General features: G+C 43.3%; 26 protein-coding genes and 1 pseudogene. 22 read left to right on the forward strand and 5 right to left on the reverse strand.

Annotated features, from left to right (window positions below):
- Nucleotides 1-24: 24 nt before the first annotated feature.
- From ACWPVL_RS10525 to whiA, 4 genes are all read left to right on the forward strand, one after another.
- Nucleotides 25-408 carry a RidA family protein gene (locus tag ACWPVL_RS10525; protein WP_005590207.1) on the forward strand — a complete coding sequence of 128 codons (384 nt, stop codon included), beginning with the start codon at nucleotides 25-27 and terminating at the stop codon, nucleotides 406-408.
- Between the two features lie 67 nt (nucleotides 409-475).
- Entirely contained in the window at nucleotides 476-1366 is an 891-nt protein-coding gene (rapZ, locus tag ACWPVL_RS10530) for an RNase adapter RapZ (RefSeq protein ID WP_125446610.1), read from the forward strand.
- A complete protein-coding gene (locus ACWPVL_RS10535) occupies nucleotides 1363-2340 on the forward strand; it encodes a YvcK family protein (protein WP_149555572.1) in 978 nt (325 codons plus the stop codon). The genes rapZ and ACWPVL_RS10535 overlap by 4 nt, the downstream gene beginning before the upstream one ends.
- Entirely contained in the window at nucleotides 2337-3248 is a 912-nt protein-coding gene (gene whiA / locus ACWPVL_RS10540; protein WP_454388815.1) for a DNA-binding protein WhiA, read from the forward strand. Before ACWPVL_RS10535 ends, whiA begins: the two co-directional genes overlap by 4 nt.
- A 32-nt stretch (nucleotides 3249-3280) precedes the next feature.
- On the opposite strand, the gene ACWPVL_RS10545 is transcribed toward whiA, so the two are convergent.
- Nucleotides 3281-4249: an NAD(P)/FAD-dependent oxidoreductase gene (locus ACWPVL_RS10545; protein WP_454388817.1), complete on the reverse strand. Its 969-nt coding sequence runs from the start codon at nucleotides 4247-4249 to the stop codon at nucleotides 3281-3283.
- Nucleotides 4250-4359: 110 nt separating this feature from the next.
- A complete protein-coding gene (locus ACWPVL_RS10550) occupies nucleotides 4360-5676 on the reverse strand; it encodes an FAD-containing oxidoreductase (protein ID WP_454388819.1) in 1317 nt (438 codons plus the stop codon).
- Nucleotides 5677-5868: 192 nt separating this feature from the next.
- On the opposite strand from ACWPVL_RS10550, the gene ACWPVL_RS10555 reads away from it, so the two are divergent.
- The 6 genes and pseudogenes from ACWPVL_RS10555 to rpsU all read left to right on the forward strand — a co-directional run bounded on the left by ACWPVL_RS10555 (nucleotide 5869) and on the right by rpsU (nucleotide 10328).
- A complete protein-coding gene (locus tag ACWPVL_RS10555; RefSeq protein ID WP_454388821.1) occupies nucleotides 5869-6225 on the forward strand; it encodes a DUF1304 domain-containing protein in 357 nt (118 codons plus the stop codon).
- A gap of 111 nt (nucleotides 6226-6336) precedes the next feature.
- Complete coding sequence (locus ACWPVL_RS10560; RefSeq protein ID WP_005592027.1) at nucleotides 6337-6714, forward strand: BlaI/MecI/CopY family transcriptional regulator; 378 nt, start codon at nucleotides 6337-6339, stop codon at nucleotides 6712-6714.
- A gap of 15 nt (nucleotides 6715-6729) precedes the next feature.
- Nucleotides 6730-8232: pseudogene (locus ACWPVL_RS10565) on the forward strand (M56 family metallopeptidase).
- Nucleotides 8233-8532: 300 nt separating this feature from the next.
- The gene (locus ACWPVL_RS10570) at nucleotides 8533-9264 is read left to right on the forward strand and encodes a polyphosphate polymerase domain-containing protein (RefSeq protein WP_454388824.1); all 732 of its coding nucleotides are present in this window, start codon (nucleotides 8533-8535) and stop codon (nucleotides 9262-9264) included.
- Nucleotides 9265-9275: 11 nt separating this feature from the next.
- Nucleotides 9276-9959 carry a DUF4956 domain-containing protein gene (locus ACWPVL_RS10575; protein ID WP_454388826.1) on the forward strand — a complete coding sequence of 228 codons (684 nt, stop codon included), beginning with the start codon at nucleotides 9276-9278 and terminating at the stop codon, nucleotides 9957-9959.
- A 192-nt stretch (nucleotides 9960-10151) separates the two neighbouring features.
- Nucleotides 10152-10328, forward strand: a complete 177-nt coding sequence (rpsU, locus tag ACWPVL_RS10580) for a 30S ribosomal protein S21 (RefSeq protein ID WP_000048054.1) — start codon at nucleotides 10152-10154, stop codon at nucleotides 10326-10328.
- A gap of 98 nt (nucleotides 10329-10426) precedes the next feature.
- On the opposite strand, the gene mscL is transcribed toward rpsU, so the two are convergent.
- On the reverse strand, nucleotides 10427-10813 hold the full coding sequence (gene mscL, locus ACWPVL_RS10585) for a large conductance mechanosensitive channel protein MscL (RefSeq protein WP_061909123.1): 387 nt from the start codon (nucleotides 10811-10813) through the stop codon (nucleotides 10427-10429).
- 169 nt (nucleotides 10814-10982) lie between these two features.
- On the opposite strand from mscL, the gene dnaG reads away from it, so the two are divergent.
- The 3 genes from dnaG to ACWPVL_RS10600 all read left to right on the forward strand — a co-directional run bounded on the left by dnaG (nucleotide 10983) and on the right by ACWPVL_RS10600 (nucleotide 14331).
- Entirely contained in the window at nucleotides 10983-12752 is a 1770-nt protein-coding gene (dnaG, locus tag ACWPVL_RS10590) for a DNA primase (RefSeq protein ID WP_454389028.1), read from the forward strand.
- Nucleotides 12753-12754: 2 nt separating this feature from the next.
- A complete protein-coding gene (gene rpoD / locus ACWPVL_RS10595) occupies nucleotides 12755-13867 on the forward strand; it encodes an RNA polymerase sigma factor RpoD (protein WP_062004428.1) in 1113 nt (370 codons plus the stop codon).
- Between the two features lie 125 nt (nucleotides 13868-13992).
- On the forward strand, nucleotides 13993-14331 hold the full coding sequence (locus ACWPVL_RS10600) for a metal-sulfur cluster assembly factor (protein WP_125381817.1): 339 nt from the start codon (nucleotides 13993-13995) through the stop codon (nucleotides 14329-14331).
- 82 nt (nucleotides 14332-14413) lie between these two features.
- On the opposite strand, the gene birA is transcribed toward ACWPVL_RS10600, so the two are convergent.
- Nucleotides 14414-15349 (reverse strand): bifunctional biotin--[acetyl-CoA-carboxylase] ligase/biotin operon repressor BirA, encoded by a 936-nt coding sequence (gene birA / locus ACWPVL_RS10605; RefSeq protein WP_454389030.1) that lies wholly within the window; start codon nucleotides 15347-15349, stop codon nucleotides 14414-14416.
- A 14-nt stretch (nucleotides 15350-15363) separates the two neighbouring features.
- Nucleotides 15364-16365, reverse strand: coding sequence for a LacI family DNA-binding transcriptional regulator (locus tag ACWPVL_RS10610; protein ID WP_454388829.1), 1002 nt, complete (start codon nucleotides 16363-16365; stop codon nucleotides 15364-15366).
- A 198-nt stretch (nucleotides 16366-16563) separates the two neighbouring features.
- On the opposite strand from ACWPVL_RS10610, the gene ACWPVL_RS10615 reads away from it, so the two are divergent.
- The 9 genes from ACWPVL_RS10615 (at nucleotide 16564) to ACWPVL_RS10655 (ending at nucleotide 24905) form a co-directional block, all read left to right on the forward strand.
- The gene (locus tag ACWPVL_RS10615; RefSeq protein WP_454388831.1) at nucleotides 16564-17742 is read left to right on the forward strand and encodes a galactokinase; all 1179 of its coding nucleotides are present in this window, start codon (nucleotides 16564-16566) and stop codon (nucleotides 17740-17742) included.
- Nucleotides 17743-17753: 11 nt separating this feature from the next.
- Nucleotides 17754-18413 (forward strand): HAD family hydrolase, encoded by a 660-nt coding sequence (locus ACWPVL_RS10620; protein WP_454388833.1) that lies wholly within the window; start codon nucleotides 17754-17756, stop codon nucleotides 18411-18413.
- Nucleotides 18410-19894, forward strand: coding sequence for a UDP-glucose--hexose-1-phosphate uridylyltransferase (galT, locus tag ACWPVL_RS10625; protein ID WP_454388835.1), 1485 nt, complete (start codon nucleotides 18410-18412; stop codon nucleotides 19892-19894). Before ACWPVL_RS10620 ends, galT begins: the two co-directional genes overlap by 4 nt.
- Before the next feature lie 77 nt (nucleotides 19895-19971).
- Nucleotides 19972-20973 carry a UDP-glucose 4-epimerase GalE gene (gene galE / locus ACWPVL_RS10630; protein WP_454388837.1) on the forward strand — a complete coding sequence of 334 codons (1002 nt, stop codon included), beginning with the start codon at nucleotides 19972-19974 and terminating at the stop codon, nucleotides 20971-20973.
- A gap of 133 nt (nucleotides 20974-21106) precedes the next feature.
- The gene (locus ACWPVL_RS10635) at nucleotides 21107-22030 is read left to right on the forward strand and encodes a bifunctional riboflavin kinase/FAD synthetase (protein WP_454389032.1); all 924 of its coding nucleotides are present in this window, start codon (nucleotides 21107-21109) and stop codon (nucleotides 22028-22030) included.
- A gap of 119 nt (nucleotides 22031-22149) precedes the next feature.
- A complete protein-coding gene (locus tag ACWPVL_RS10640; RefSeq protein ID WP_005590248.1) occupies nucleotides 22150-22548 on the forward strand; it encodes a Spx/MgsR family RNA polymerase-binding regulatory protein in 399 nt (132 codons plus the stop codon).
- 3 nt (nucleotides 22549-22551) lie between these two features.
- Nucleotides 22552-22830: a UPF0223 family protein gene (locus tag ACWPVL_RS10645; protein ID WP_045497230.1), complete on the forward strand. Its 279-nt coding sequence runs from the start codon at nucleotides 22552-22554 to the stop codon at nucleotides 22828-22830.
- A complete protein-coding gene (locus ACWPVL_RS10650; protein WP_454388840.1) occupies nucleotides 22820-23590 on the forward strand; it encodes an inositol monophosphatase family protein in 771 nt (256 codons plus the stop codon). Before ACWPVL_RS10645 ends, ACWPVL_RS10650 begins: the two co-directional genes overlap by 11 nt.
- Nucleotide 23591: 1 nt before the next feature.
- Complete coding sequence (locus ACWPVL_RS10655) at nucleotides 23592-24905, forward strand: RsmF rRNA methyltransferase first C-terminal domain-containing protein (protein WP_454388842.1); 1314 nt, start codon at nucleotides 23592-23594, stop codon at nucleotides 24903-24905.
- The last annotated feature ends 5 nt before the right edge of the window (nucleotides 24906-24910 follow it).

Below are 24910 nucleotides of genomic sequence, written 5' to 3' on the forward strand. Positions count from 1 at the left end.
GATAAAAGAAATGAGGAGAATACAATGGCAAAAATAGTACAAACAGATAAAGCACCAGCAGCAATCGGACCATATGTCCAAGGAAAAATCGTCGGCAACCTTTTATTTGCAAGTGGTCAGATTCCTTTATCACCAGAGACAGGAGAAATTGTAGGTGCAACGATTGAAGAGCAGACCCAGCAAGTTTTAAAAAATGTAGGAGCTATTTTGGAAGCAGCTGGAACAGATTTTGACCATGTGATCAAGGCGACCTGTTTCCTAAGTGACATCAATGATTTTGTGCCATTTAATGAAGTCTACAAAACAGCCTTTAAGAGTGAATTTCCAGCTCGTTCGGCAGTGGAAGTGGCTCGCTTGCCTCGTGATGTAAAAATCGAAATTGAAGTCATTGCTGAGATTGTAGAATAAATGTTTGGGACCGGGAGAAGTTTCCCGTCCTTTTTTAGAAATAAAATGTTAGACGAAGGGAGAAAGAATGGCTGAACACAAGATTCAATTAGTGATTGTGACAGGAATGAGCGGTGCCGGAAAGACCGTTGCTATCCAGTCTTTTGAGGATCTGGGTTATTTTACCATTGATAATATGCCACCGACCCTAGTACCAAAGTTTTTGCAGCTGGTTGAAGGAACCACTGACAATGATAAACTGGCTCTGGTTGTTGATATGCGGAGTCGCTCCTTCTTTTTGGAGATTCAGGATATTCTGGATGAGCTAGAAAGAAGCACAGAAATTGATTTTAAAATTCTATTTTTGGATGCGGCCGACAAGGAGTTGGTGGCTCGCTATAAAGAAACCCGACGCAGTCATCCCTTGGCCGCCGACGGGCGGATTTTAGATGGAATCAAACTGGAGCGTGAACTCTTAGCACCTCTGAAAAATCTCAGTCAAAATGTTGTAGATACGACGGAACTGACACCACGGGAGCTCAGAAAGACCATCTCTGAACAATTTTCAAATCAAGCTGATCTGCACAGTTTCCGCATTGAGGTTATGAGTTTTGGTTTTAAATATGGTTTGCCTCTGGATGCGGACTTGGTTTTTGATGTGCGTTTTCTGCCTAATCCCTACTATAAACCTGAGCTGCGTAATCAGACAGGATTGGACAAGGATGTCTTTGACTATGTCATGAACCATGCGGAGTCAGAAGAATTTTACCAGAACCTGTTAGGCTTGATTGAGCCGATTTTGCCAGGCTATCAAAAGGAAGGAAAGTCTGTGCTGACTATTGCAGTTGGCTGTACAGGTGGACAACACCGTAGTGTGGCTTTTGCACAGCGTTTGGCGGATGATTTAGCGAAAAACTGGCCAGTTAATGCCAGTCATCGCGACAAAAATCGCCGGAAGGAAACGGTGAACCGCTCATGAGAAAACCGAGAATTACAGTTATCGGCGGCGGTACAGGAATTTCAGTTATTTTAAACAGCCTGCGGAAAAAGGATGTGGAGATCACAGCCATTGTCACAGTAGCAGATGATGGCGGCAGTTCTGGTGAGCTGCGGAAAAACATCCAGCAGCTGACGCCGCCGGGTGACCTTCGAAATGTTTTGGTGGCCATGTCTGACATGCCAAAGTTTTATGAGAAGGTCTTCCAGTATCGCTTTGCCAAAGGAGACGGCGTTCTAGCAGGTCATCCCTTGGGTAATCTGATTATTGCTGGCATTTCCGAAATGCAGGGTTCGACCTATAATGCCATGCAGCTTCTGACCAAGTTTTTCCATACGACAGGTAAAATCTACCCTTCAAGCGACACTCCGCTGACTCTGCATGCTGTGTTTACTGATGGAACGGAAGTTGTCGGTGAGAGCAATCTGGCCAGTAAGACTGGCATGATAGAGCGGGTCTATGTGACCAATACCTATGATGATGAAAAGCCTGTTGCTAGTAGAAAGGTGGTCCAGAGCATTTTGGATAGCGATATGGTGGTGCTGGGACCGGGTTCTCTCTTTACCTCCATCTTGCCAAATCTCGTCATTGAGGAAATTGGCCAAGCCCTCCTAGAGACCAAAGCAGAAGTGGCCTATGTCTGCAACATTATGACCCAGCGCGGCGAAACAGAGCACTTTTCAGATAGCGACCACGTTCAAGTATTGCATCGTCATCTGGGCAAAAAGTTCATTGATACTGTCTTGGTCAATATCGAGCCAGTCCCGCGCGAGTATATGAACAGCAATAAATTTGATGAATATTTAGTTCAGGTTGACCATAATTTTCGAGGGCTGCAGGAGCAAGTTCCCCGCGTTATTTCCTCGAATTTTCTTCGTTTGGAAAATGGCGGAGCTTTCCATGACGGCGAGTTGCTTGTTGATGAATTGATGCAGATCATACAGGTGCGCAAATGAGCTATACAGTAAAAGTAAAAGAAGAGCTTTTAAGCTTATCTGTAAAAGACAAAAACGAGTTGGCTGCCATTATCAAGATGGCTGGTAGTTTAGGAATTTCTTCGACCGGCCTCACCTTATCCATTTCAACAGAAAATGCCAAGATTGCTCGCCATCTCTATGAGCTGCTGTCGGACCTTTATCAGGTCAAATCAGAAATCCGCCACCATCAGAAGACTAATCTGCGCAAGAATCGCGTTTATACAGTATTTCTGGATCAGAAAGTTGAAGAAATCCTATCTGACCTACACTTGGCTGACTCCTTTTTTGGTATCGAGGCAGGGATTGATCAGGCCATTTTGTCAGATGATGAAGCCAGTCGTGCCTATCTGCGGGGAGCATTTCTGGCTAGTGGTAGTATGCGGGAGCCAGACTCGGGCAAGTACCAGCTGGAAATCCTGTCCGTTTATTTGGATCATGCTGAGGATTTAGCTGCTTTGATGCGCCGTTTTCTGCTGGATGCCAAGACCATTGAGCGCAAGAAGGGGGCTGTTACTTATCTGCAGCGGGCTGAGGATATCATGGATTTTCTCATTGTCATCGGGGCTATGGAAGCTACGGCTGAGTTTGAGTCTCTTAAGCTCATGCGGGAAGCGCGTAATGACCTCAATCGCGCTAATAATGCGGAGACAGCGAACATCGCCCGTACGGTCACAGCCAGTATGAAAACCATCAACAATATTGCCAAAATCAGCGATAATATCGGCATTGAGAGTTTACCTGTAGATCTGCAGGAGGTAGCCCAGCTTCGTATCCAACATCCAGACTACTCCATCCAGCAGCTAGCTGATAGTCTGAGCCGGCCACTGACTAAGAGCGGTGTCAATCATCGCTTGAGAAAAATCAATAAAATCGCAGATGAATTATAAAAGCTGCTGAGCTTGAGCTCGGCAGCGGTTTTTTATAGGCTTGTAGAATGTTTGGGTTGGACTTTTTGCTCAGGATAGATATGGTTAATGGCATTGTTGACAGCGGTAGGTGCCTCACCTAGCCCAGTCGCAATCAGGTCAATCTTTCCCTCGTAGCCGCAGCAGTCACCAGCTGCATAGATACCTGGCACGGAAGTTTCTTGCTTGCTATTGACCAAAATCTTGTGACGGTTGAGCTCCAAGCCCCAATCTTTGAGATTGCCGACAGAGGATTTAAAACCGTAGTTGACAAAGAGATGATCCAGAGGCAAAAGCTGACTATCCTCTCCTTTGACTTGGCTGATTTCCAAGTGGGTAATCTTGCCATTTTCACCGACCAATCGACTAGGTACAAATGGTGTTTTAATCTCAACACTAGAAGCCTTGAGTTCTTCCACGCTATGCTCTAAAGCACGGAAATTATCCCGACGATGAACCAGGCTAGTTTCTGCGATTTTTTCAAAAGCTAGCGCCCAGTCAACAGCCGAGTCACCGCCACCCAGAACAACAACCTTTTTGCCAGCGTATTGGCTGATGTTTGAAACGTGATAGTGGAGATTGCTGTAGCTTTCAGCATCGTCTAACTCCAAAGCCCTCGGTTTGAAGGCGCCGCCCCCCATGGCAATGATAATGGTTTTTGTTTGATGCTGGGCTTTAGAAGTCGTGATGGAGAAGCCATCATCAGATTTAACGATATCCAGCACTGTTTCATTGAGGCAAATCTCAGTCTGGAAAGTTTCCAGCTGCTCAATCAAACGCTGAGTCAACTCTTCGCCAGTCAAATTAGTAAAGCCCGGCACATCCAGAATCTTCTTCTCTGGATAGAGAATGGCCGGCTGACCACCCAGCTGAGGCAGGGAATCAATGATTTTAACCTTGGCTTGGCGCAAATGAGCGTAAAATGCAGCGAATAAGCCAACTGGACCGCCGCCGACAATCGTAATATCATACAGTTCAGACATAATTCTCCTCAATCTTTTTAAAATAAACTAGCATTATTGTACCACAAAAAGAGGTTGAAATGTAGTTAAATTTTTGTAGGGATTGTAAAAGCCCCATCAGGGGCTTAACATTAAATAGCAAATAAATCATTGAGGTTTTCAGCCAAAGTCGGGTGAGTGAAGATTTGCTTGCTCAAGTAGGTGTAAGGAATCTTATTATCCATGGCTACAGTCAGGATATTGATAATTTCCTGAGCCCCAGCTGCGAAGATAGTCGCTCCGACGATTTCCTTGGTCTCAGTGTTGACAACAGCCTTGAAGGCACCGCGTAAGTCAGCATTGACATGTCCGCGAGGCATTGCTGCGACTGGAATCTCCTTAACTGCAATCGGCAGTCCTTGCTCTTGGGCTTCCTTTTCAGTCAATCCGATTTGAGCCAAAGGTGGTGTGATAAACATGCTGGTAGGGACGTTCTTACGGTCTTCCAGTGTGTAGCTGCCGTCACCAGCCAGATAGCTATAAAGGATACGGAAGTCATCCAGTGAGATATAAGTGAACTGCAGACCGCCATTGACATCGCCTGCTGCAAAAACGCCGGGTACAGATGTTTCCAAGTGTTTATCAACCTTGATAGCTCCGCGCTCTGTCAGCTCGATATCTGTATTTTCCAACTTCAGTGGTTCAACATTAGGCTTGCGACCAGTAGCATAGAGCAGAGCGTCAAAGCGGAATTCTCCATCTTCTGTCACAACCACAACTTCATCACCATCATTTTTAATTTGCTTGGTTTGCACATTTTGCAGGAGCTGGATTCCGTCTTCTTCCATATATTGCTTAGCCAGAGCAGCGATAGAAGGCTCTACTCGAGGGAGAAAGACAGGTGCAGCATCCAGTACAGTTACTTGACTGCCTAATTTGTTGTAGAGTCCAGCAAATTCTAGGCCGATGTTACCGCCACCCAGAACTCCTAAACGTTTAGGAAGTTCCTTCAAATTTTGGATGCCAGTTGAGTCATAGACATGCTCGGTTTCAGTCAGTCCTGGAATTGGCAGGACATTGGAAACGGCACCGGTATTGATAACAATAGTTTCAGCCGTCAATTCCTCTTTCTCATCGCCAGCTGTGATTTCGATGACTTTGTTTGAAAGGAAATGAGCTTCCGCATCGATGATGTCGACACCAGCGCCACTGATTGCTGCGTAGTTCTTCCCGTTGAGACGGCTGATTACAGCATTCTTCTCAGCCATTACTTGGTCAAAAGCTAGACCTTTTTCAGCTGCGACTAAGAGAGTTTTGGTTGGGATGCAGGCGATATTGATACAGGTTCCCCCGTACATAGCCTTGCTTTGCTCAATCAAAGCAACTTTTTTTCCTTGGGCCGCCATTTTGGCTGCCAATGTTTTACCGGCCTTACCAAAGCCGATGACAATTAAATCATAGGTTAACATAATTTACCTCCATTTTTCAAAAAGATTGTATCACATCTGATCAGAAAATGCTCATTTCTGCTACGCCTATTTTAAAAAGGTATCATAAAACATTTTAATAGACTTTGTCCATTTTATTGGAACTAAATTTTAGCGCTTTCTCTTGCACTATGTTATACTTCTTTTCGTCATAAATTTCTATAAGGAGAAGAAATGTCTATTTTTACACTGATTTTGGCAAGTTTGGTTGCCTTGGAATTTTTCTATATTATGTACCTAGAGACCATTGCGACGACTTCAGCTACGACAGCACGGGTCTTTGGTATGCCTCAAGAGGAGTTGGAGCGGCAGTCGGTCAATACACTTTTCAAAAACCAAGGAGTTTATAATGGTTTGCTGGGTATTTTGGTTTTAATTGCGGCCTTTGTACAGCCTAGTCCAGTTTGGCTGGGGATTTTTATGGTTTATATCATCTTGGTAGCTGCTTACGGTGCAGTGACCAGCGATCCGAAAATTTTGTTCAAGCAGGGCGGACTAGCAATGTTGACTTTGTTGAGTTTATTTTTCTAAAAAGAGCGGGAAATAGTGATTCCCAGCTCTATTTTTACATAATGATTGACTTTTTTATTAGACATGTGTAGAATAAAATTAGGAAGAGACTTTAGAAAGGATGGGAATATAATGAATCATTCAATTAAACGTTTACCAGATGGTGAATTTGCCATCTTAAAGATTATTTGGCACTTGCCAAATCCAACGACTTCAGCCCAAATCATGGAAAAGCTGGGTGAAGATAACCATTGGAAGCCTCAGACTTTGTTGACAGTCTTAGCTCGTTTGACGGAAAAGGGCTTTTTAGAAAGTGTTCGCAAGGGACGTGAAAGGCAGTATACGGCCTTAATTTCGGAAGAGGAATACTTAGAAGTAGAGACGTCAGACTTTTTGAAGCGCTACAGCGGACATTCCATGGGAGGCTTTGTCAAGACTCTCTTTTCATCTAATTCTTTTTCAGAAAATGAACTGGATGAGCTGCGTAATTTGCTGAATCAGAAAGAGTAAGATGAGGTAGTATCCATGAAACAGTTCCTTTTGTCTTTCCTCTTAACCAGTTTCTCAACCTCGATCTTGATTCTGTTTTTGAGCCTTCTTTTTGCAGTCCTTAAAACCAAGATTTCGGTCAAGGTCAAGTATTTTACTTGGTTTTTAATCTTGCTGAGTTTTTTTATTCCCATTCCGTCCTCAGTTTGGCTCTGGTTTGATTCGGCTGAGTACTGGGGCGACTATTCAGACAACCGTTAGGGCTAGCCAGACAAGTGGAGGGCAGGCTGTTTCTCAAGTAGCTGAAAAAGCTAGTCAGGCAAATCTCTGGGAGGCTTTTCTGGGTCTACCTTGGTTTGAAATATTCTTTGTTATCTGGCTGCTTGGTTGTGCATTTAACTTAGGGAAATATGCCTATTCTTATATCCGTTTCAAAAAGATGTTGCAACGTTGGGGGACAGAGGTTGCGGACGAAGAGACTTTGTTCCAGTTGCATTTGATCAAAGAAAAGATGGGCGTTAAAAGTAAGATTCGTCTGCTCCACTATCCTATGACACAGAGTCCAATGTTGCTGGGATTCAGGGATATTTTGATTGTGTTGCCGGAGCTGGACTATACGGAGGAGGAGCTGCAGCTGATTTTCCAGTATGAGCTGACTCATTATCAGCACTATGATGTCTTGATTAATCTTTTTGCGATTCTCGCTAAGAGCCTGCATTGGTTTAATCCGGTTGTCCGTTTTGCCTGTCGGGAAACTCAGGAAGCAGGAGAATGTACTGCGACTACGATGTTTTGAGTAGAAAAGACACAGCTTATCGGACTTTTTATGGTGAGACCATTCTGACAATGATCGATCGTAGTAAGAAGACTCCGATTGCTTTGACGACTTGTTTTTACTCGGATAAGTTTAATCTTAAGCGGCGAATTATTGGTATTATGGACAGCTGCCTGCCGAAAAAGTTTCTGTCTGCTTCTTTCCTAGTAGCAGTTCCTCTACTTTTGCTCTTGACTAGCTCGGTCTTTGCCTTAGAAAATCCAGTCGCACAAGATAGTAAACTTGTCTTAGAGTCGAAGAAAGCGGAAGGACTTAGTCAGCGTCAGGTTTTAGAAACAGTTTTGAAGGAACTTTCTCTGGCTGAAAAGGACATTAAGGATGTGCAGATTTTACGTGAGAAAGGCAATTATAAGATTCTCTTTTCACACGGACAGACGGCTCATGAGATGCTTGTTAATGTCAAGACTGGAAAAGTCGTCCAATCCAAGCATACCATTGTCGAAAAGACAGTGACAGTTGAAAAAGAAGTTCCGCCATCATCGTCTTCTGCAGCGACTCCAGCTGATGGTGGAAGTGGGAATGGGAATGCGGGTCAGACGGGAAGTGTTAGTTCTCCGCCTCCTGCGACCAATACTGTGACAAATTCAAATACAAACACTAGTACAGCACCTGTCCAACCTCCTGCTCAAACTAGCTCCTCAAAGAGTAAGGATAAAGATCGTGATGATGACAAAGACGATGACGACGATGATGATGACGATTAGATAAAAAATTCTACCAATCAAGATTTCTTGAGAGAAGCAGCGATTGGTAGAATTTTTTTATCTTTATTTTTTGTAGAATCTAGTCTTCAACTCATAAATTAAGGTCAATTTTAAAGTTTTTTTAAAATTTTAGTCATTTCCTCTTGACTTTTAAAAACTACAAGTGTAGAGTATAACTATAAACTACAAATGTAGAATAAAGTTTTGAAAATACTGTCCGGAAAGTAGAAAATGGTAGAGCAAGTGCTCTCTTTCTTTTAAAACTTTAAACGACACTTGTAGAATAAAATGAGAATTAAAATGAAACAAAAACAAATCCAAACGAACTTCCAACGTGTTGAAACAAAGTACATCATAGACTGTGCGACCTTGGCTCGCTTAGAAGCTGAAATGCATGCTTACCTCATTCCAGATGATTACGCAACGTCTACTATTTCAAATGTCTATTTTGACAATGATGATTTTCAAATGATCCAGGATTCGATTGCTAGAAGAGGTGGTCGTGAAAAGCTACGGATGCGGACTTATGCAGCGGAGCCAACAAAAGATAGTCAGGTATTTTTGGAGATCAAGAAAAAGTCAGAGGATGTTGGCTTCAAGTATCGTCTGGTTTCAAATTTGACTTCGGTTGTTAATTTTATTGAGAAGGGACTTGCAGACCAGACTATTTCTGATGAGCGGGTCAAGACAGAAGTGGAGCTGTTGCAGGAGCGTTATGCAGGCTTAAAACCGAAAATGGTGATTAACTATGACCGTTACTCGATGAAAGGCTCAGAGGACAAAAAAGTTCGTGTGACGGTTGATTCCAATATCCGCTTCCGTGATTATGATGTGGACCTGACTTCAGGACGCCACGGCTATCCTCTATTAAAGGACGATATGGTGATTATGGAAATCAAGGTTCCAGGGGAATATCCTCAGTGGATGTATGAAATTTTGAACAAATACGGCCTTGAAGATCAGTCCTTCTCAAAATACGGCAAAGCCTACCTAAAATCTAAAGAGTTGGTTCCTCAAGCCGTCAAGGTTTAAGGAGAGAAACAATGATTACACAACTATTTGACAGTATCTATTCTTCGGCTGAAATCAAGGTTAACCCCCTAGCTCTAATAGCCTCCCTCGTGACAGGCTTGATTTTGGGAATCATTTTGGCAAAGGTCTATAAGCACCAAACTATTTATACCAAGGAGTTTGTCATCACGCTGTCTCTCTTGCCAGCCATTATCTCTATTATCATTTTCTTGGTAAATGGAAATCTGGGAACCAGTGTCGCTGTAGCAGGAACATTCAGTTTGATTCGTTTCCGATCAGCAGCAGGAGGATCCAAAGAACTTTTGTCCATCTTCATGGCGACAGCGATAGGGATCACGACAGGAATGGGTTTCTTAACTCTAGGAGTTTTTTTCACACTCCTCATTTCCTTCTTTTGGTTGCTCTTTGAAAAGATGGGCTTTAGTTCGGTTAGTCAAACCAGACGTTATGTCCAAATTCAGATTCCAGCTGAATTAGACTATGAAGTACTTTTTGAAGCAATCTTTGAAACAGCCTGCAAAAGCTTTGAGTTGACCTCGGTCCAGTCAGTTGACAATAAGTTTATCAAGTTGGACTATGTGGTTGATTTGAAACCAGATGTAAGCGACCAGCGCCTCATCCAACGCTTCTTACGCTATGAAAAGATTAAGAATATTTCCCTCTCGAAAGAAGCAAAAAAACGAAAGAGCTTGTAAAGTAAAAACCAGCCGTTTTGAATGACTTGCATCCCAAAAGTTAGGCAAAGCTTATATCTTAGTATTTCCGTTTGCAATATGGTTTCTCAAACCTCAAAAATCCAGACACATACGAATGACATAAAATACTTGACACGACTTTCTATGTATGGTATCATTATATAGATTTTGGACTTGAAGGGAGTGAAAAAAATGTCAAAAACAGTAGTACGTAAGAATGAATCTCTTGACGATGCTCTTCGTCGTTTCAAACGTGCGGTTACTAAAGCTGGTACTCTTCAAGAAACACGCAAACGTGAATTCTATGAAAAACCTTCTGTAAAACGCAAACGCAAATCAGAAGCAGCTCGTAAACGTAAAAAATTCTAATCAATAGAATGAGGAAGCAGCCGATTTGGCTGTTTTTTTCTTTTGAATGGGAAGCACATAATAAAAACAGCACTGAAAAAATCAGTGCTGTTTGGATATTAGTTTTGTTTTTCAAGCAAGCTCTTGATTTCTTGCAGAACTTCAAGTTCTGTTGGTCCAGCTGGTGCTTCTTCAGCAGCTTCTTCGTTCTTTTTAGCAAGGCTTTGTGCTTTTTCAGCAGACTTAACGATGAAGAAGAGAACAGTACCGATTACTAAGAAGTTGATCACGGCGCTCAAGAAGTTACCATAAGCAATTCCGTTCCATTTCAATTCAGCGATTTGCTTCAAGTTTGCAGCTTTCAAAATTGGATTGAGGAAGAGGGGAGTGATAACGTCAGTAATCAATGAATTGACGATTGCTCCGAAAGCATTCGCAATGATAACCCCGACTGCCAAGTCAATCACGTTACCGCGTAGCAAAAATTCTTTAAGATCCTTTAACATTTTTTTTCCTTTCAAAAAATAATTTAATATTTGTGGTTATATTATAGCTTAAAGTAGCAATTATTTCAAGTCATTTTCCTATCAAATGTTTTACATTTGCGTCAAATTATTATAAAATATAGAGTGATATTCTGTGATAAATTGGAGGTATTGTCTATTGGATAAAGAAATGATTTCTGAAATAAAAAATAGTGTCAATATCGTCGATGTCATAGGAGAAACAGTGGCCTTGACCAAGGCTGGGAGAAATTTTCTGGGACTTTGTCCCTTTCATGGCGAAAAGACGCCCTCTTTCAATGTTGTAGAGGACAAGCAGTTCTATCACTGCTTTGGCTGTGGCAAGTCGGGGGATGTTTTCAAGTTTATTGAGGACTACCGAGGCGTATCCTTTATGGATGCTGTGCAGATTGTCGCAGACAGAGCGGGCATTTCATTAGGTATGGAGAGAGCTAGCGCAGATCGACCGAGACAGGATCATCCGCATCAAGCGCTCTATGATATTCATACAGAAGCAGCGAAGTTTTATCATGCGGTTCTGATGACGACCAAGATAGGAGAAGAAGCGCGCGCTTATCTCTACCAGCGTGGGCTGACGGATGAAGTCATTAAGCATTTTCAAATCGGGCTGGCTCCCAATGAAGGCAACTATCTTCATAAGAGTATGGCTGGTAAGTTTGATGAGTCCACTATCATGAACTCGGGTCTTTTTAATTTGGCAGAGAATAATCTTGTCTACGATGCTTTTCAGAACCGGATCATGTTTCCTTTGACCAATGACAAGGGTCAGGTTGTCGCCTTTTCTGGTCGGATCTGGCAAGATTCGGAGGCTGGTTCGCAGACTGCTAAGTATAAGAATAGTCGCAGCACCCCTATTTTTAATAAAAGCTATGAGCTTTATCATCTGGATAAGGCCAAGCCGGTGATTAAAAAGAGCCATGAGGTCTATCTGATGGAGGGCTTCATGGATGTGATTGCGGCCTATCGGGCTGGAGTTGAAAATGCAGTCGCATCTATGGGAACAGCTCTGACTCCTGAGCATGTCCAGCATTTGCGTAAGTATTGCAAGAAAGTCATTCTGACTTATGATGGAGACAGGGCTGGTCAGGCTGCGACAGCCAAGGCTTTAGAGGAGCTGCGAGATATGTCGGTAGAGATTGTATCCTTTCCCGACAATATGGACCCCGATGAGTTTATTGCAAAAAATTCTGCCGAGGAATTGCGACAATTTCTGACCAAAACGCGAATTAGTGATGTAGAGTTCCTTTTGCGTTATCTCAAGCCGGATAATATTGAAAATTTGCAGGCTCAGATTGAATTTGTAGAGCGAATGGCGCCTATTATTGCTCAGACGCAGTCTATTACAGCTCAGAATTCCTATATTTATATGTTGGCTGAGTTACTGCCAGATTTTGATTACCAGCAGGTGGAGAATACGGTTAACAACAGTCGTTTGGCTGAGCGAAGTAGTCGAAGCGGACAGCAGTCGGAATTTCCAAGAAGCCCTGTACTGGTAGATCTTCCGTTGTCTAAACAGCTATCACGGCTGATAAAGGCAGAAATCCATATCCTTTATCGGATGGTACATAATCCGCTGGTTTTGAATAACTACCGGCTTCGTACAGATTTTGCCTTTGATACGGCGGAACTGCAGGAGCTATACGAGCTTTTACTGGCCAATGGTGAAGTGACTTCGCAGGATTTATCTAGCTTACCAGAAAGAGTCCAGCAACTTTGGTATCGGATGTTGGAGGAAGATTTGCCAGAGGAGATGGAAGACGGAGAGTTAGCAGAAGTTGAGCTGACTAGGGAACGCGAATTGCTTCGTAAGAATAATCAGCTGATTAGCAAAAAGGTTCGAGAAGCTTTGCATACTGGAGATGAGAATGCCGCTATATTAGAGGTGGAGCGCTTAATCGCACAAAAAAGAAGAATGGAGTAGGTATGGCTACAAAACAAAAAGAAGTAACAACATTAGACGTTCAAATTGCAGAATTTATCCGCAATCATAAGCAGACAGGTGTAGCGACAGACGATGAAATCAATGACCAGCTGGTCATTCCTTTCACTTTGGACGCCGATGGGATTGAGGATTTGCTGCAACGCATTCAGGATGCGGGTATTTCTATCACGGATAAGGAAGGAAATCCTAGTGCGCGTGTCTTGAATGCTGAAGAGGAAGAAGTAGAACTGACCGATGAAGAGCTCTTGGGTAGCAATTCAGCCAAGGTTAATGACCCAGTCCGCATGTATCTGAAGGAAATCGGGGTTGTGCCGCTTCTTAGCAATGAAGAAGAGCAGGAGCTGGCGATTTTGGTAGAGCAGGGGGACTTGGAAGCCAAGCAGCGTCTGGCTGAGGCCAACCTTCGTCTGGTTGTTTCCATTGCTAAGCGTTATGTCGGCCGTGGTATGCAGTTCCTTGATTTGATTCAAGAAGGAAATATGGGACTGATGAAGGCTGTTGATAAGTTTGACTACACCAAAGGATTTAAGTTTTCAACTTATGCGACTTGGTGGATTCGTCAGGCCATTACCCGTGCGATTGCTGACCAAGCTCGGACTATTCGGATTCCAGTCCACATGGTGGAAACCATTAACAAGCTGGTCCGCGAGCAACGCAACCTCTTGCAGGAATTGGGTCAAGATCCAACGCCGGAGCAAATCGCTGAGCGGATGGATATGACGCCAGACAAGGTTCGTGAGATTCTTAAGATTGCTCAAGAGCCAGTTTCCTTGGAGACACCTATCGGTGAGGAAGATGACAGTCATCTGGGAGACTTTATCGAAGACGAAGTGATTGAAAACCCAGTCGACTACACGACTCGTGTCGTTCTTCGTGAGCAGCTGGATGAGGTCTTGGATACGCTGACAGACCGCGAGGAAAATGTCTTGCGTCTGCGCTTTGGTCTGGACGATGGAAAAATGCGGACGCTGGAAGATGTCGGCAAGGTCTTCAATGTGACTCGTGAGCGGATTCGTCAGATTGAAGCTAAAGCCCTGCGTAAACTCCGCCATCCAAGCCGCAGCAAACCACTCAGAGACTTTATCGAAGATTAAGAACTGAAGAGCAAGAAGAGGCAGGAATCCTTCAGTAGGAAGTGTCAAGTCGGCAATCCTAGCTGAAAACCAAGGCCTCCTCTAGCTAACTTGAAATTTCTGCTATATCTATAAGGAGGATATGCATGTCAGAAAAAAAATATAGCCCTGAAGAAGTTGAAAAGATTAAAACGCGTATTTTGGAGAGCTTGGAGCAGGTCATTGACCCAGAGCTGGGGATTGATATTGTCAATCTCGGTTTGATTTATGAAATCCGTTTTGACGAGACCAATGGAGAAACGGAAATCGATATGACCCTGACAACCATGGGATGCCCTCTGGCGGATCTTCTGACTGACCAGATTTATGACGCCATGTCAGATGTTCCAGAGGTTACTAAGACAGAAGTCAAACTGGTTTGGTATCCAGCTTGGACAGTGGAAAAGATGAGTCGCTATGCTCGGATTGCATTAGGGATTAAATAGCGACTCACACTGGAAGAAAGACTATACAGAAAAGCACTTGAAATGGAACATCAAGTGCTTTTTGAATGTAATTTTGTACAAACTACCAGCTAGTTAGTGAAATTTCCCCGCTGTTGAGCCAGATATTTTGGCCGTTCTCCAACTGGACTAGAAGTTGGCCACTGTCCGAGATATCGCTAGCAATTCCCTTATAGGTTTGATTATTTTGCTGGAAGCTCACTTGGCGACCGAGGACTAGAGAGTGCTTTTTGTAAAGATAGAGCAGGTCTTGGGGATCGCTTTCGTAGAAACATCTCCAGATTTCAGCAATCAGCTCATTTCTGCTGATAGGAGCTCGCTCTGTAAAGAGTGATCCAGCCTTAGATTGCAATTCTTCTGGAAAATCATTAACGCAAAAATTAAACCCGACCCCGATAATAATATCTGTTACTAAGCCTGTCTCGACGGAAGTAATGGCCTCGGTTAAAATGCCTGCGATTTTTTTATCCTTGTAGTAAATATCGTTGACCCACTTGATATCTATATCTATGAGGGTTAGATTTTTTACAGCTTGATAGATGGCTCCGGCCGTCAGGAGAGTATAGGCGGGAATTTGATCAAAAAACAGGTTGGGTTTGAGATGGAGGGACATGTAAAAGCCGCCTTGTTTTGGAGAGAAAAAGTTTCGGCCGAAGCGACCGCGTCCGGCTGATTGAGCAGCAGCTAGATAGAGGGTATTTGCTTCGCCGCCCGCTTCCAGACCTGCTTTGGCATCTATCTGAGTAGATTGGCAGTTGGGGTTGAAGGAAACCTTGATGGGCGCCTCTTTTTCAATGATTTCTGGGATTAGTAAATCCCCCGCTTTGAGCTTATAGCCCCGATTTTTAACGGAATCAATCTGGATTCCTTCTTTTTCCAAGCGTTGAATGGCCTTCCAAATGGAGGTTCTGGAAATGCCTAATGTCTGAGCTAGACTTTCTCCATTGACATAATCGTCAGCTTGGCTGAGAATGGTAAATAATTGTTCGTAGGTTTTCATTCGTTCTTTCACTGTTAAATACTGCTTTCTCGAATGGTCAGCTTGGTAGAAAGTTTGACCATATAGGGAATGGAATCCTCTTCGGATGTTAAAATTTGATTCAGAATGTGCAGAGCCTGCTTGCCCATTTCTTCAGTAAAAACGGTGACCGTACTGAGACTGGGATAGATATACTTAGCAATAGAGGTATCATTAAATGAAATGATGCTGACATCTTGGGGAACTTGGATTCCGTGTTCTTGCAGAGCCCGCAAGGCACCGATAGCCAAAGCATCGCTAGAGATGAAGAAGGCGGGCGGGAGCTGGTTCTCGTGCTCGCTAAGGAGCTCTGTCATCATCTGATAGCCTGATTCCGAAGAAAAGCTGCCTACCTTAACCAAGTCAGCTTGAAAGATTCCTTTATCAGATAGATATTGCTGAAAGCTTGCCAAACGAGGGTCGCTGATGAGGCTAGCTTGGTCAGAGGTTCTTTCCTGCCCAGCAATCATGCCAATCTGGTCAAAACCAGCGTTCATGAAGTGCTCAAGAACCTTCTGTACAGCATTCTCAAAATCAATCGTCACACAGCTGTAGCCTGCGTTAAGCGTATCACTGTCTACAAAAACTAAGTGGCTACTGTACTGCTCCAGCTGCTGGATTTGAGCTGGGCTGAATTTGCCGATGGCAATCAAGCCATCAATGTCTTTCAATTGCTCAAGAGAATCATTTTGAAAGACTCTGAGAATCTCATAGCCCAATTCTTGGGCTTTTTTTTCAATACCCAAGCGAATGGAGTAGTAGTAAAGGTCATCAAGCTCTTCCTGCTCAGTGTACCATTCAATGAGCCCGATACGGTAGGCTTGAGCCTTGCTTGGCTTCCTTTTTCTTGATTTTTTATAGTTCAGCTGCTCAGCGATTTCAAAAATCTTTTTACGAGTGCCATCACTGACTGACATGGCTGGGTCGTAGTTGAGTACGCGAGAGACCGTAGCGGGAGAGACCCCAGCAGCCTGGGCAATATCCTTAATCGTAGCCATTTTGTTCTCCTATTGTCTTATATGAGCTATTATACCTCAAAAACAAGTAAATAACAAAGATGAATTTAGTAAATATTACCCAATTATTTTATTAAGTAAAATTTTACTAAATTTATTGAAGTTTTACTCGGAAACAGTTATAATAAATATAAGAAAACGATTACAATGTCGATCATTCATTTTAAAGGAGTTTAGCTTATGTCAAACCTAATTTCAGCGGAGCAAGTCCGCGCAGATTTTGCCAAAGTTTTTGGAGTAGAAGCGGATCACACTTTCTTTTCACCCGGTCGGATTAATCTGATTGGTGAGCATACCGACTACAACGGCGGCCATGTCTTTCCTGCAGCCATTTCTCTAGGAACTTATGGGGCGGCTCGCAAGCGGGACGACCAGCTCTTGCGATTCTTCTCGGGAAATTTTGAAGAAAAAGGCATCATTGAAGTGCCATTGGAAAACCTTCGTTTTGAAACAGAACACAACTGGACCAACTATCCAAAAGGAGTTCTACATTTTCTGCAAGAGGCTGGCCATACGATTGACCGAGGCATGGATGTCTATGTTTATGGAAATATTCCCAATGGGGCTGGCTTGTCGTCATCTGCGTCATTAGAGCTCTTAACGGGTATCATTGCTGAGAAACTTTTTGATTTGAACTTGGAACGTTTGGACCTAGTGAAAATCGGTAAATTAACTGAAAATGAATTTATCGGGGTTAATTCTGGCATCATGGACCAGTTTGCTATCGGGATGGGAGCTGACCAGCGGGCTATTTACCTTGACACCAATACTCTTGAGTATGATTTGGTGCCGCTTGATCTCCAGGACAATGTTGTAGTGATTATGAATACCAATAAGCGACGTGAGTTGGCGGACTCTAAGTACAATGAGCGTCGGTCGGAGTGCGAAAAAGCTGTTGAAGAACTTAACCGTAAGCTGTCTATCGCTACCTTGGGTGAGTTGGACGAGTGGTCCTTTGATGAGTATAGCTATCTGATAGAGGACGAAAATCGCCTCAAACGGGCTCGCCATGCCGTTTTAGAAAATCAACGGACTTTGCAAGCGCAGGCAGCTTTGCAGGCAGGTGATCTTGACAAGTTTGGCCGTCTCATGAATGCGTCTCATGTTTCTTTAGAACATGACTATGAAGTGACTGGTTTGGAATTGGATACCCTCGTTCATACTGCTTGGGCTCAGGAAGGTGTTCTTGGTGCTCGTATGACAGGGGCAGGTTTTGGTGGCTGTGCCATTTCCTTGGTGCGAAAAGATACTGTTGAGGCCTTTAAGGAAGCTGTTGGCAAGCACTACGAGGAAGTCGTTGGATACGCTCCAAGCTTCTATATCGCTGAAGTTGCAGGTGGCACTCGCGTTTTAGACTAGGAGAGAAGTAAATGGACGCTGTAATATTTGATTTAGATGGCTTATTAGCTGATACTGAGATCATTTCTCTAAAAGTTTATCAAGAATTGCTTAAAGATTTTGGAATTCCTTTCACAGAAGAAACATATTCTAGAGAGTACAGTGGACATAGGGAAGAGGAGAATGTTCAACGATTTTTGGATACCTATGATTTACCTTGGAACTTTGACCAAACCTTGGAAAAAGTTTATGAACTGGAAGCTCGAATATTAGCCAAAGGTGTAAATTTAAAAAAAGGTGCTAAAAATTTGCTTGCTTTTTTGCAAAGAGAAGGTATTCCAATCGCCTTAGCAACTTCAAGTGTTGAATCTCGAGCGAGAATGATCTTGGATAGCAATGATATACTGTCCCTATTTGACCATCTAGTTTTTGCAAAAGATGTAAAGCGAAGCAAACCTTACCCTGATATATTTTTAAAGGCCTGTAGAGATTTGAACGTTTTACCAGAGAATTGCTTAGTACTAGAGGATAGTGAAGCAGGGATTGAGGCAGCGTATAGAGCTGGGATACCAGTCATTTGTATTCCAGACTTAAAAATACCAGCACAGTCTTTCTTAAATAAAACAGAACAAGTTTTTCAGGATTTAGATGCTGTCAGAGACTATTTAGAAAGTAAGAAGGAGAATCAATGAGTCAGGGAGTTCTAGATGCATTTATCACGGAAGTCATTGCTGGAAGTTCATTTCAGGAAATGGATCGAATCTACCTGACCAATCGTGTTTTGGCACGAGTGGGAGATGGTGTTTTAGAAGTTGAGACTGAGTTGGATGACTTGATTGACCTCAAGGACCAGCTGGTTGAGGAGGCAGTTAGATTAGAGACGATTGAGGATAGTCAGACTGCGCGTGAAATCCTTGGTGCTGAGCTTATGAACTTCATCACACCAGCCCCTAGTCAGCTCAATCGGGACTTCTGGACGACTTATGGCTCCAATCCTGAGCAAGCTGTGGCTGATTTTTACCAGCTTAGTCAAAAGAATGACTACATCAAGGTCAAGGCTATTGCTAAAAACATTGCTTTCAAAACACCGACTGAATATGGAGATTTGGAAATCACCATTAATCTCTCTAAGCCAGAAAAGGATCCCAAGGAAATTGCGGCAGCTAAAAAGGTTAAGAACAGCCATTATCCAGCCTGCCAGCTCTGTATGGAAAATGAAGGATATCAAGGTCGCTTGGACCATCCAGCTCGTACCAACCATCGGATTATTCGATTTGATTTGGCTGGACAGGAATGGGGCTTCCAGTATTCGCCCTATGCCTACTTTAATGAGCATTGCATCTTTCTGCACAGCCAGCACCTTCCCATGGCTATCAGCCGGCTGACCTTTGAGCGCCTGCTAGACATCGTCGAGACTTTTCCAGGCTATTTTGCAGGATCCAACGCCGACCTGCCTATTGTCGGCGGCTCCATCCTGACCCACGACCACTATCAGGGCGGACGGCATACTTTTCCTATGGAAATAGCAGAGCTGGATTGCAGTTTTGCTTTTAGCGGATTTGAAGAGGTAGAGGCAGGCATTGTCAAGTGGCCTATGTCGGTCATTCGTCTGAAGTCTGATAAGAAGGAACAGTTGATTGAGTTGGCTGACAAGATCTTGCAAGCTTGGCGGACTTATTCTGATCTAAGTGTGCAGGTGTTGGCAGAGTCTGAGGGTGAGCCTCACCATACCATCACACCGATTGCCCGCAAAAAAGATGGATGTTTTGAGCTAGACTTGGTCTTGCGGGACAATCAAACTTCCACGGAACATCCAGACGGCATTTACCATCCTCATAGGGATGTGCAGCATATTAAGAAAGAAAATATCGGCCTAATTGAGGTTATGGGGCTGGCTATTCTGCCGCCTCGGCTCAAGGAAGAACTCAAGCAGGTGGAACTTTTTTTGCGGGGAGAAGACTGTCAGGTCGATGCCTATCATCAGGAGTGGGCCAATCAACTCAAAGACCAAAATCCAAATGTTTCTGCTGAAACGGTGGAAGGAGTAGTTCAGGCTTCAGTTGGACAAATTTTCAGCCGTGTGCTGGAAGACGCGGGAGTTTACAAGCGAACAGAGGAAGGGAAGGATGCTTTCATGCGCTTTGTACGATCTGTTGGTTTGAAAGAGGAATAATTGCAGTGAGAGTTTTCATTTGTCCTTATTTTTGATAAAATAGTTAAAGTATAAATCAAGACAAGAAAGAGAGAAACATGGCAATTTTAGTATTAGGTGGAGCTGGTTATATCGGCTCGCACATGGTAGATCGTCTGGTAGCAGCAGGCAAGGAAGAGGTAGTCGTCGTTGATAATTTGGTGACTGGTCATCGGGCAGCCGTTCATCCGCAGGCAGTCTTTTATGAGGGGGATTTGGCGGATAAGGATTTTATGCGTGATGTCTTTACCAAACATCCATCTATCGATGCAGTCATTCACTTTGCTGCTTTTTCACTGGTTGCAGAGTCTATGGCGGACCCGCTCAAGTATTTTGATAATAACACAGCTGGCATGGTTTCTCTTTTGGAGGTCATGCAGGAATGCGGCGTTAAAAACATTGTCTTTTCTTCGACTGCGGCGACTTATGGCATTCCTGAGGAAGTGCCGATTCTGGAAACAACTCCGCAAAAGCCGATCAATCCGTATGGTGAGAGCAAGCTTATGATGGAGACCATTATGCGCTGGGCAGACCAGGCCTATGGTATCAAGTTTGTAGCCCTGCGTTATTTCAATGTGGCCGGTGCCAAACCTGACGGTTCAATTGGTGAGGACCACGGTCCAGAGACACATCTCCTTCCTATTGTGCTTCAGGTGGCTCAGGGCAAGCGCGGGAAGATTTCTGTCTTTGGCGACGATTACGATACTCCAGACGGGACTAATGTTCGCGATTATGTCCATCCTTTCGACTTGGCTGATGCCCATATTCTGGCTGTTGAACACTTGCGTGCTGGACAACCTTCGGATGCCTTTAACCTTGGCTCTTCGACTGGTTTTTCCAACCTGCAGATTGTAGAAGCAGCACGCAAAGTGACCGGACATCCTATTCCTTTGGAAATAGCAGAGCGACGCCCAGGGGATCCAGATACGCTGATTGCTTCCTCTGAGAAAGCAAGAGAAGTTTTGGGCTGGCAGCCGAAATTTGACAATATCGAAACCATTATCGAAACTGCTTGGAAATGGCATTCCAGTCATCCAAACGGCTATGATGATCGCCAGTAACCAGTGTAGTTTTAAATATTTACAGAGACACTTTGTTAGAGATAGCAAGGTGTTTTCTTGGAGCGATAGAAGTTCTTTTCATGGGATTTAATTTGTTGTAAAAAAAGCGTATACATAGTAAAATAGAAAAATGATGAAAATAAGACGAATAAATAATGAATTAGAGATAAATCAGGAAGAAGATACAGTCTTGGTTCTGGGCTATTTTGACGGCCTGCATAAAGGGCATCAGACACTTTTTAAGGAAGCTAGGAAAATAGCGACTGAGCAAGGACTGAAGATTGCTGTCCTTACCTTTCCTGAGTCGCCTAAATTGGCTTTTGTTCGCTATCAGCCAGAGTTGATGTTGCATTTGAATCATCCAGAGGAACGCGCTGCTCACTTAGAAAATTTGGGTGTGGACTACCTTTACTTGATTGACTTTACTAGCCATTTTTCTAAAAATACGGCCCAAGAATTTTTTGATAAGTACGTTGCTGCGCTTAAAGCAAAGGCAGTTGTAGCAGGTTTTGATTACCATTTTGGATCTGACAAGAGAAAGGCAGAGGAGCTTGCAGACTATTTCGATGGTCAGATTGTCATCGTCTCATCAGTCAATCAAGATGAGGAAAAAATCTCTTCTACTCGGATTAGAGAAACCATCCAAAATGGTGATGTTGCCAAGACGCATCAGCTATTAGGCTATCCTCTCTCTACTCGGGGCATTGTGGTTCATGGCAATGCTAGAGGGCGTACCATTGGCTATCCAACGGCTAATCTAGCTCCTTTGGATCGCGTGATTTTGCCAGCAGATGGCGTCTATGTAGTAGATGTTGAGCACAATGGTAAGATTTATCGAGGTATGGCTAGTGTCGGAAAAAATGTAACCTTTGAAGGAGATGAGCTTCGTTTTGAAGCCAATCTATTTGACTTTGCGGAGGAAATTTATGGCGATACGATTCGGATTATCTGGCTGGACAAGATTCGTGATATGGTCAAATTTGATGGTATTGAAGAACTGGTTGGTCAGTTAAAGAGTGATGAAGAAGTGGCAAGAAATTGGGAATGTTCGGAATAAATGTCAGTTTTTGATATTTTTCTTAGTATTTCAGGCCGATTCTCAAAAATATCTAGTCAAGATAGATAAAATTTAGTATAATAGAGTTAGTTACTATATAAAAATAAGAAGAGAACAGCATGATTACATTATTTTTATCGCCTAGCTGCACTTCCTGTCGCAAGGCGCGTGCTTGGTTGATTGGTCATGAAGTTCCATTTACGGAGCATAATATCATGACGAGCCCTCTGTCTGCTCCAGAATTGCAACATATTCTTTCATTGACAGAAAATGGCACTGATGACATCATCTCAACCCGCTCAAAAATTTTTCAAAAACTAGATTTAGACGTAGAGGATTTATCGATTTCAACGCTTATTAAGCTGATTGAGGAAAATCCTAGTCTTTTGCGTCGCCCAATTATACTTGATGGTAAACGAATGCAAATCGGCTTCAATGAAGATGAAATTCGTGCTTTTTTGCCTAGAGGTTATCGGAAAGAAGAACTCAGAGCCGCAACTATGCGTGCTGATATTTAAAATATGGAAAAAAATTATAGTTACCCACTAGACTTATCGTGGAGCACTGAAGAGCTTGCTTCAGTGCTTTCTTTTTTTAATGATGTAGAGCAAGCCTATGAACAGAAGATTCAAGCGGAGAAACTGCTTCAGTCCTATACAGTCTTCAAGAAAGTTGTTCCCAGCAAGGGAGAAGAGAAGCGACTTGGCCGTGAGTTTGAGACGGTCAGTGGCTATTCTCTTTATCGCGCTGTTCAGGAGGCAAAAAGAAAAGGGAAAGGAATGATTTCTCTTGGAAAATAAATTTCATTTTGCAAAAGAAATAGTGTATCAGGCAGGTGCTTTTTTAAGAGACCATCTCTATGATGATTTGGATGTCCTACAAAAGAGCAGTCCGACTGACTTGGTGACTCAAATGGACCGGCTCATCCAGGATGACTTGGTTGGGAAAATTTTAGCTCGGTATCCGAACGATGCGATTTTGGCTGAGGAAAATGACCTGCGACACGACATCGCGGATGGTAATGTCTGGGTGATTGATCCCATTGATGGCACCAATAATTTCATCACCCAGCGGGCTGATTTTGCTATTATGTTGGCTTATTTTGAGAATGGTCAAGGCAAGTTCGGCTTGATTTATGATGTGACAAGGGACCAGCTTTTTCATGGAGGCGGGGCTTTTGATGTTTATTGCAATGACAGAAAGTTGTCTGCTTTTATCGATAAACCCTTGCAGCAATATCTGATAGCTTCAAATGCTAGTATGCTGGAGCATAATCACTGGGGAGTGGCTGACTTATCTCGTGCTTGCCTAGGCGTGCGTGTCTATGGCAGCGCTGGGATTAGTTTTGGCAAGGCTCTGGCGGGTGGTTTGGCGGCCTATTTCTCTTATAATTGGCCTTGGGACTACGCAGCTGCTTATGTGATGGCTGACAAACTGGGCTTTGTCATTCAGACCCTAGATGGCAATCAGCCGAATTTTCAGACTCAAGAGCCGATTATGATTGCACCAAAGTGTAAATTAGACGAATTACAAGAGTATTTACGAAAGGGAAAAGGCTAATATGGACTTTCCAGTAGGTTTTAAGGAAAAGTATGATAAGCTTTTGGGGCAGGAAGCAGAGGCTTTTTTTGCGACTTTTGATCAAGATCCGATTTCAGCCTTTCGCAGTAATCCTTTAAAAGAGAATCAGAAAAATTTTACAGATGCGATTCCAAATACAGACTGGGGTTATTACGGAAAAGTGTCTGGGAAGTCAGTGGAACATGTCACGGGGCTGGTTTATTCTCAGGAGTCTGCAGCACAAATGGTTGCCCAAGTTGCAGCACCGCAAAAGGGCATGAAAGTTCTGGACTTGGCCGCCGCACCAGGCGGGAAGTCTACCCATTTACTCTCTTATTTAGATAATACAGGTGTGCTGGTTTCTAACGAAATCAATGCCAAACGTAGTAAAATTTTAGTAGAAAACATTGAGCGTTTTGGAGCGCGAAATGTTCTTGTTACAAATGAATCTGCGGATCGATTGGCTAAGGTCTTTCAGGGCTATTTTGATCTCATTGTTCTGGATGCTCCTTGCTCTGGCGAAGGAATGTTTCGCAAGCAGCCAGATGCTACTCAATATTGGAGTCCGGAATATCCTGCCCGGTGCGCGCGTCTGCAACGAGAAATTTTAGAGGACGCTGTCAAGATGTTGGCGACAGGCGGGCAGTTGGTTTATTCAACTTGCACTTGGGCGCCAGAAGAAAATGAAGAAATTGTTGCTTGGCTTTTAGAGAATTTTTCTTTGGAATTGCTGGAAATACCAAAAATCAATGGCATGGTGGCAGGGATTGATTTCCAAGAAACAGCTCGTATGTATCCCCACCATTTCAAAGGAGAGGGGCAATTTGTAGCGAAATTTCGCTTTACAGGCAGTCAGTCTGCTAAAAAAATCAAGGCGACCAAAAATAAATTGACAGCTGAGCAAAGAAAACTCTGGCAAGATTTCCAGAAAAAGCATCTAAAAATTGAGCTAGAAGGACATTTAGATACTTTTGGGGACAATCTTTATCTGCTGCCAGCTGGACTGCCAGATGTCTCCAAGCTGAAAATTGCTCGCAATGGCTTGCATCTGGGTGAATTTAAGAAAAATCGCTTTGAGCCGAGCTTTGCCTTAGGTTTAGCCTTGAGGCCTAGTGAAGTCGTCTCAGTCCTTGAGATTGATGATGAGGCCTTTAGCAAATATGTAGCAGGAGAGACGGTTCAACTCTCACAAAACTATCCAAATGGCTGGTATCAAGTGCTTGCCCAAGGCAACGGTTTGGGTTTTGCAAAAATTACTGGAAATACCTTGAAAAATTATTTCCCAAAGGGGCTTCGCTTTCGTTCAAAAGACTAGGCAAA

This window comes from Streptococcus sp. Marseille-Q8145, assembly GCF_965112035.1.

Coding starts and splice junctions, on each gene's coding strand:
- ACWPVL_RS10640 (WP_005590248.1), top strand. CDS start 22,150: ATGATTACATTATTTTTATCGCCTAGCTGCACTTCCTGTCGCAAGGCG.
- ACWPVL_RS10525 (WP_005590207.1), top strand. CDS start 25: ATGGCAAAAATAGTACAAACAGATAAAGCACCAGCAGCAATCGGACCA.
- galT (WP_454388835.1), top strand. CDS start 18,410: ATGAGTCAGGGAGTTCTAGATGCATTTATCACGGAAGTCATTGCTGGA.
- mscL (WP_061909123.1), bottom strand. CDS start 10,813: ATGTTAAAGGATCTTAAAGAATTTTTGCTACGCGGTAACGTGATTGAC.
- birA (WP_454389030.1), bottom strand. CDS start 15,349: ATGAAAACCTACGAACAATTATTTACCATTCTCAGCCAAGCTGACGAT.
- rpoD (WP_062004428.1), top strand. CDS start 12,755: ATGGCTACAAAACAAAAAGAAGTAACAACATTAGACGTTCAAATTGCA.
- ACWPVL_RS10600 (WP_125381817.1), top strand. CDS start 13,993: ATGTCAGAAAAAAAATATAGCCCTGAAGAAGTTGAAAAGATTAAAACG.
- ACWPVL_RS10610 (WP_454388829.1), bottom strand. CDS start 16,365: ATGGCTACGATTAAGGATATTGCCCAGGCTGCTGGGGTCTCTCCCGCT.
- rpsU (WP_000048054.1), top strand. CDS start 10,152: ATGTCAAAAACAGTAGTACGTAAGAATGAATCTCTTGACGATGCTCTT.
- galE (WP_454388837.1), top strand. CDS start 19,972: ATGGCAATTTTAGTATTAGGTGGAGCTGGTTATATCGGCTCGCACATG.
- ACWPVL_RS10545 (WP_454388817.1), bottom strand. CDS start 4,249: ATGTCTGAACTGTATGATATTACGATTGTCGGCGGCGGTCCAGTTGGC.
- ACWPVL_RS10575 (WP_454388826.1), top strand. CDS start 9,276: ATGATTACACAACTATTTGACAGTATCTATTCTTCGGCTGAAATCAAG.
- ACWPVL_RS10615 (WP_454388831.1), top strand. CDS start 16,564: ATGTCAAACCTAATTTCAGCGGAGCAAGTCCGCGCAGATTTTGCCAAA.
- ACWPVL_RS10635 (WP_454389032.1), top strand. CDS start 21,107: ATGAAAATAAGACGAATAAATAATGAATTAGAGATAAATCAGGAAGAA.
- ACWPVL_RS10535 (WP_149555572.1), top strand. CDS start 1,363: ATGAGAAAACCGAGAATTACAGTTATCGGCGGCGGTACAGGAATTTCA.
- whiA (WP_454388815.1), top strand. CDS start 2,337: ATGAGCTATACAGTAAAAGTAAAAGAAGAGCTTTTAAGCTTATCTGTA.
- ACWPVL_RS10555 (WP_454388821.1), top strand. CDS start 5,869: ATGTCTATTTTTACACTGATTTTGGCAAGTTTGGTTGCCTTGGAATTT.
- dnaG (WP_454389028.1), top strand. CDS start 10,983: ATGATTTCTGAAATAAAAAATAGTGTCAATATCGTCGATGTCATAGGA.
- ACWPVL_RS10655 (WP_454388842.1), top strand. CDS start 23,592: ATGGACTTTCCAGTAGGTTTTAAGGAAAAGTATGATAAGCTTTTGGGG.
- ACWPVL_RS10645 (WP_045497230.1), top strand. CDS start 22,552: ATGGAAAAAAATTATAGTTACCCACTAGACTTATCGTGGAGCACTGAA.
- ACWPVL_RS10570 (WP_454388824.1), top strand. CDS start 8,533: ATGAAACAAAAACAAATCCAAACGAACTTCCAACGTGTTGAAACAAAG.
- ACWPVL_RS10620 (WP_454388833.1), top strand. CDS start 17,754: ATGGACGCTGTAATATTTGATTTAGATGGCTTATTAGCTGATACTGAG.
- ACWPVL_RS10560 (WP_005592027.1), top strand. CDS start 6,337: ATGAATCATTCAATTAAACGTTTACCAGATGGTGAATTTGCCATCTTA.
- rapZ (WP_125446610.1), top strand. CDS start 476: ATGGCTGAACACAAGATTCAATTAGTGATTGTGACAGGAATGAGCGGT.
- ACWPVL_RS10550 (WP_454388819.1), bottom strand. CDS start 5,676: ATGTTAACCTATGATTTAATTGTCATCGGCTTTGGTAAGGCCGGTAAA.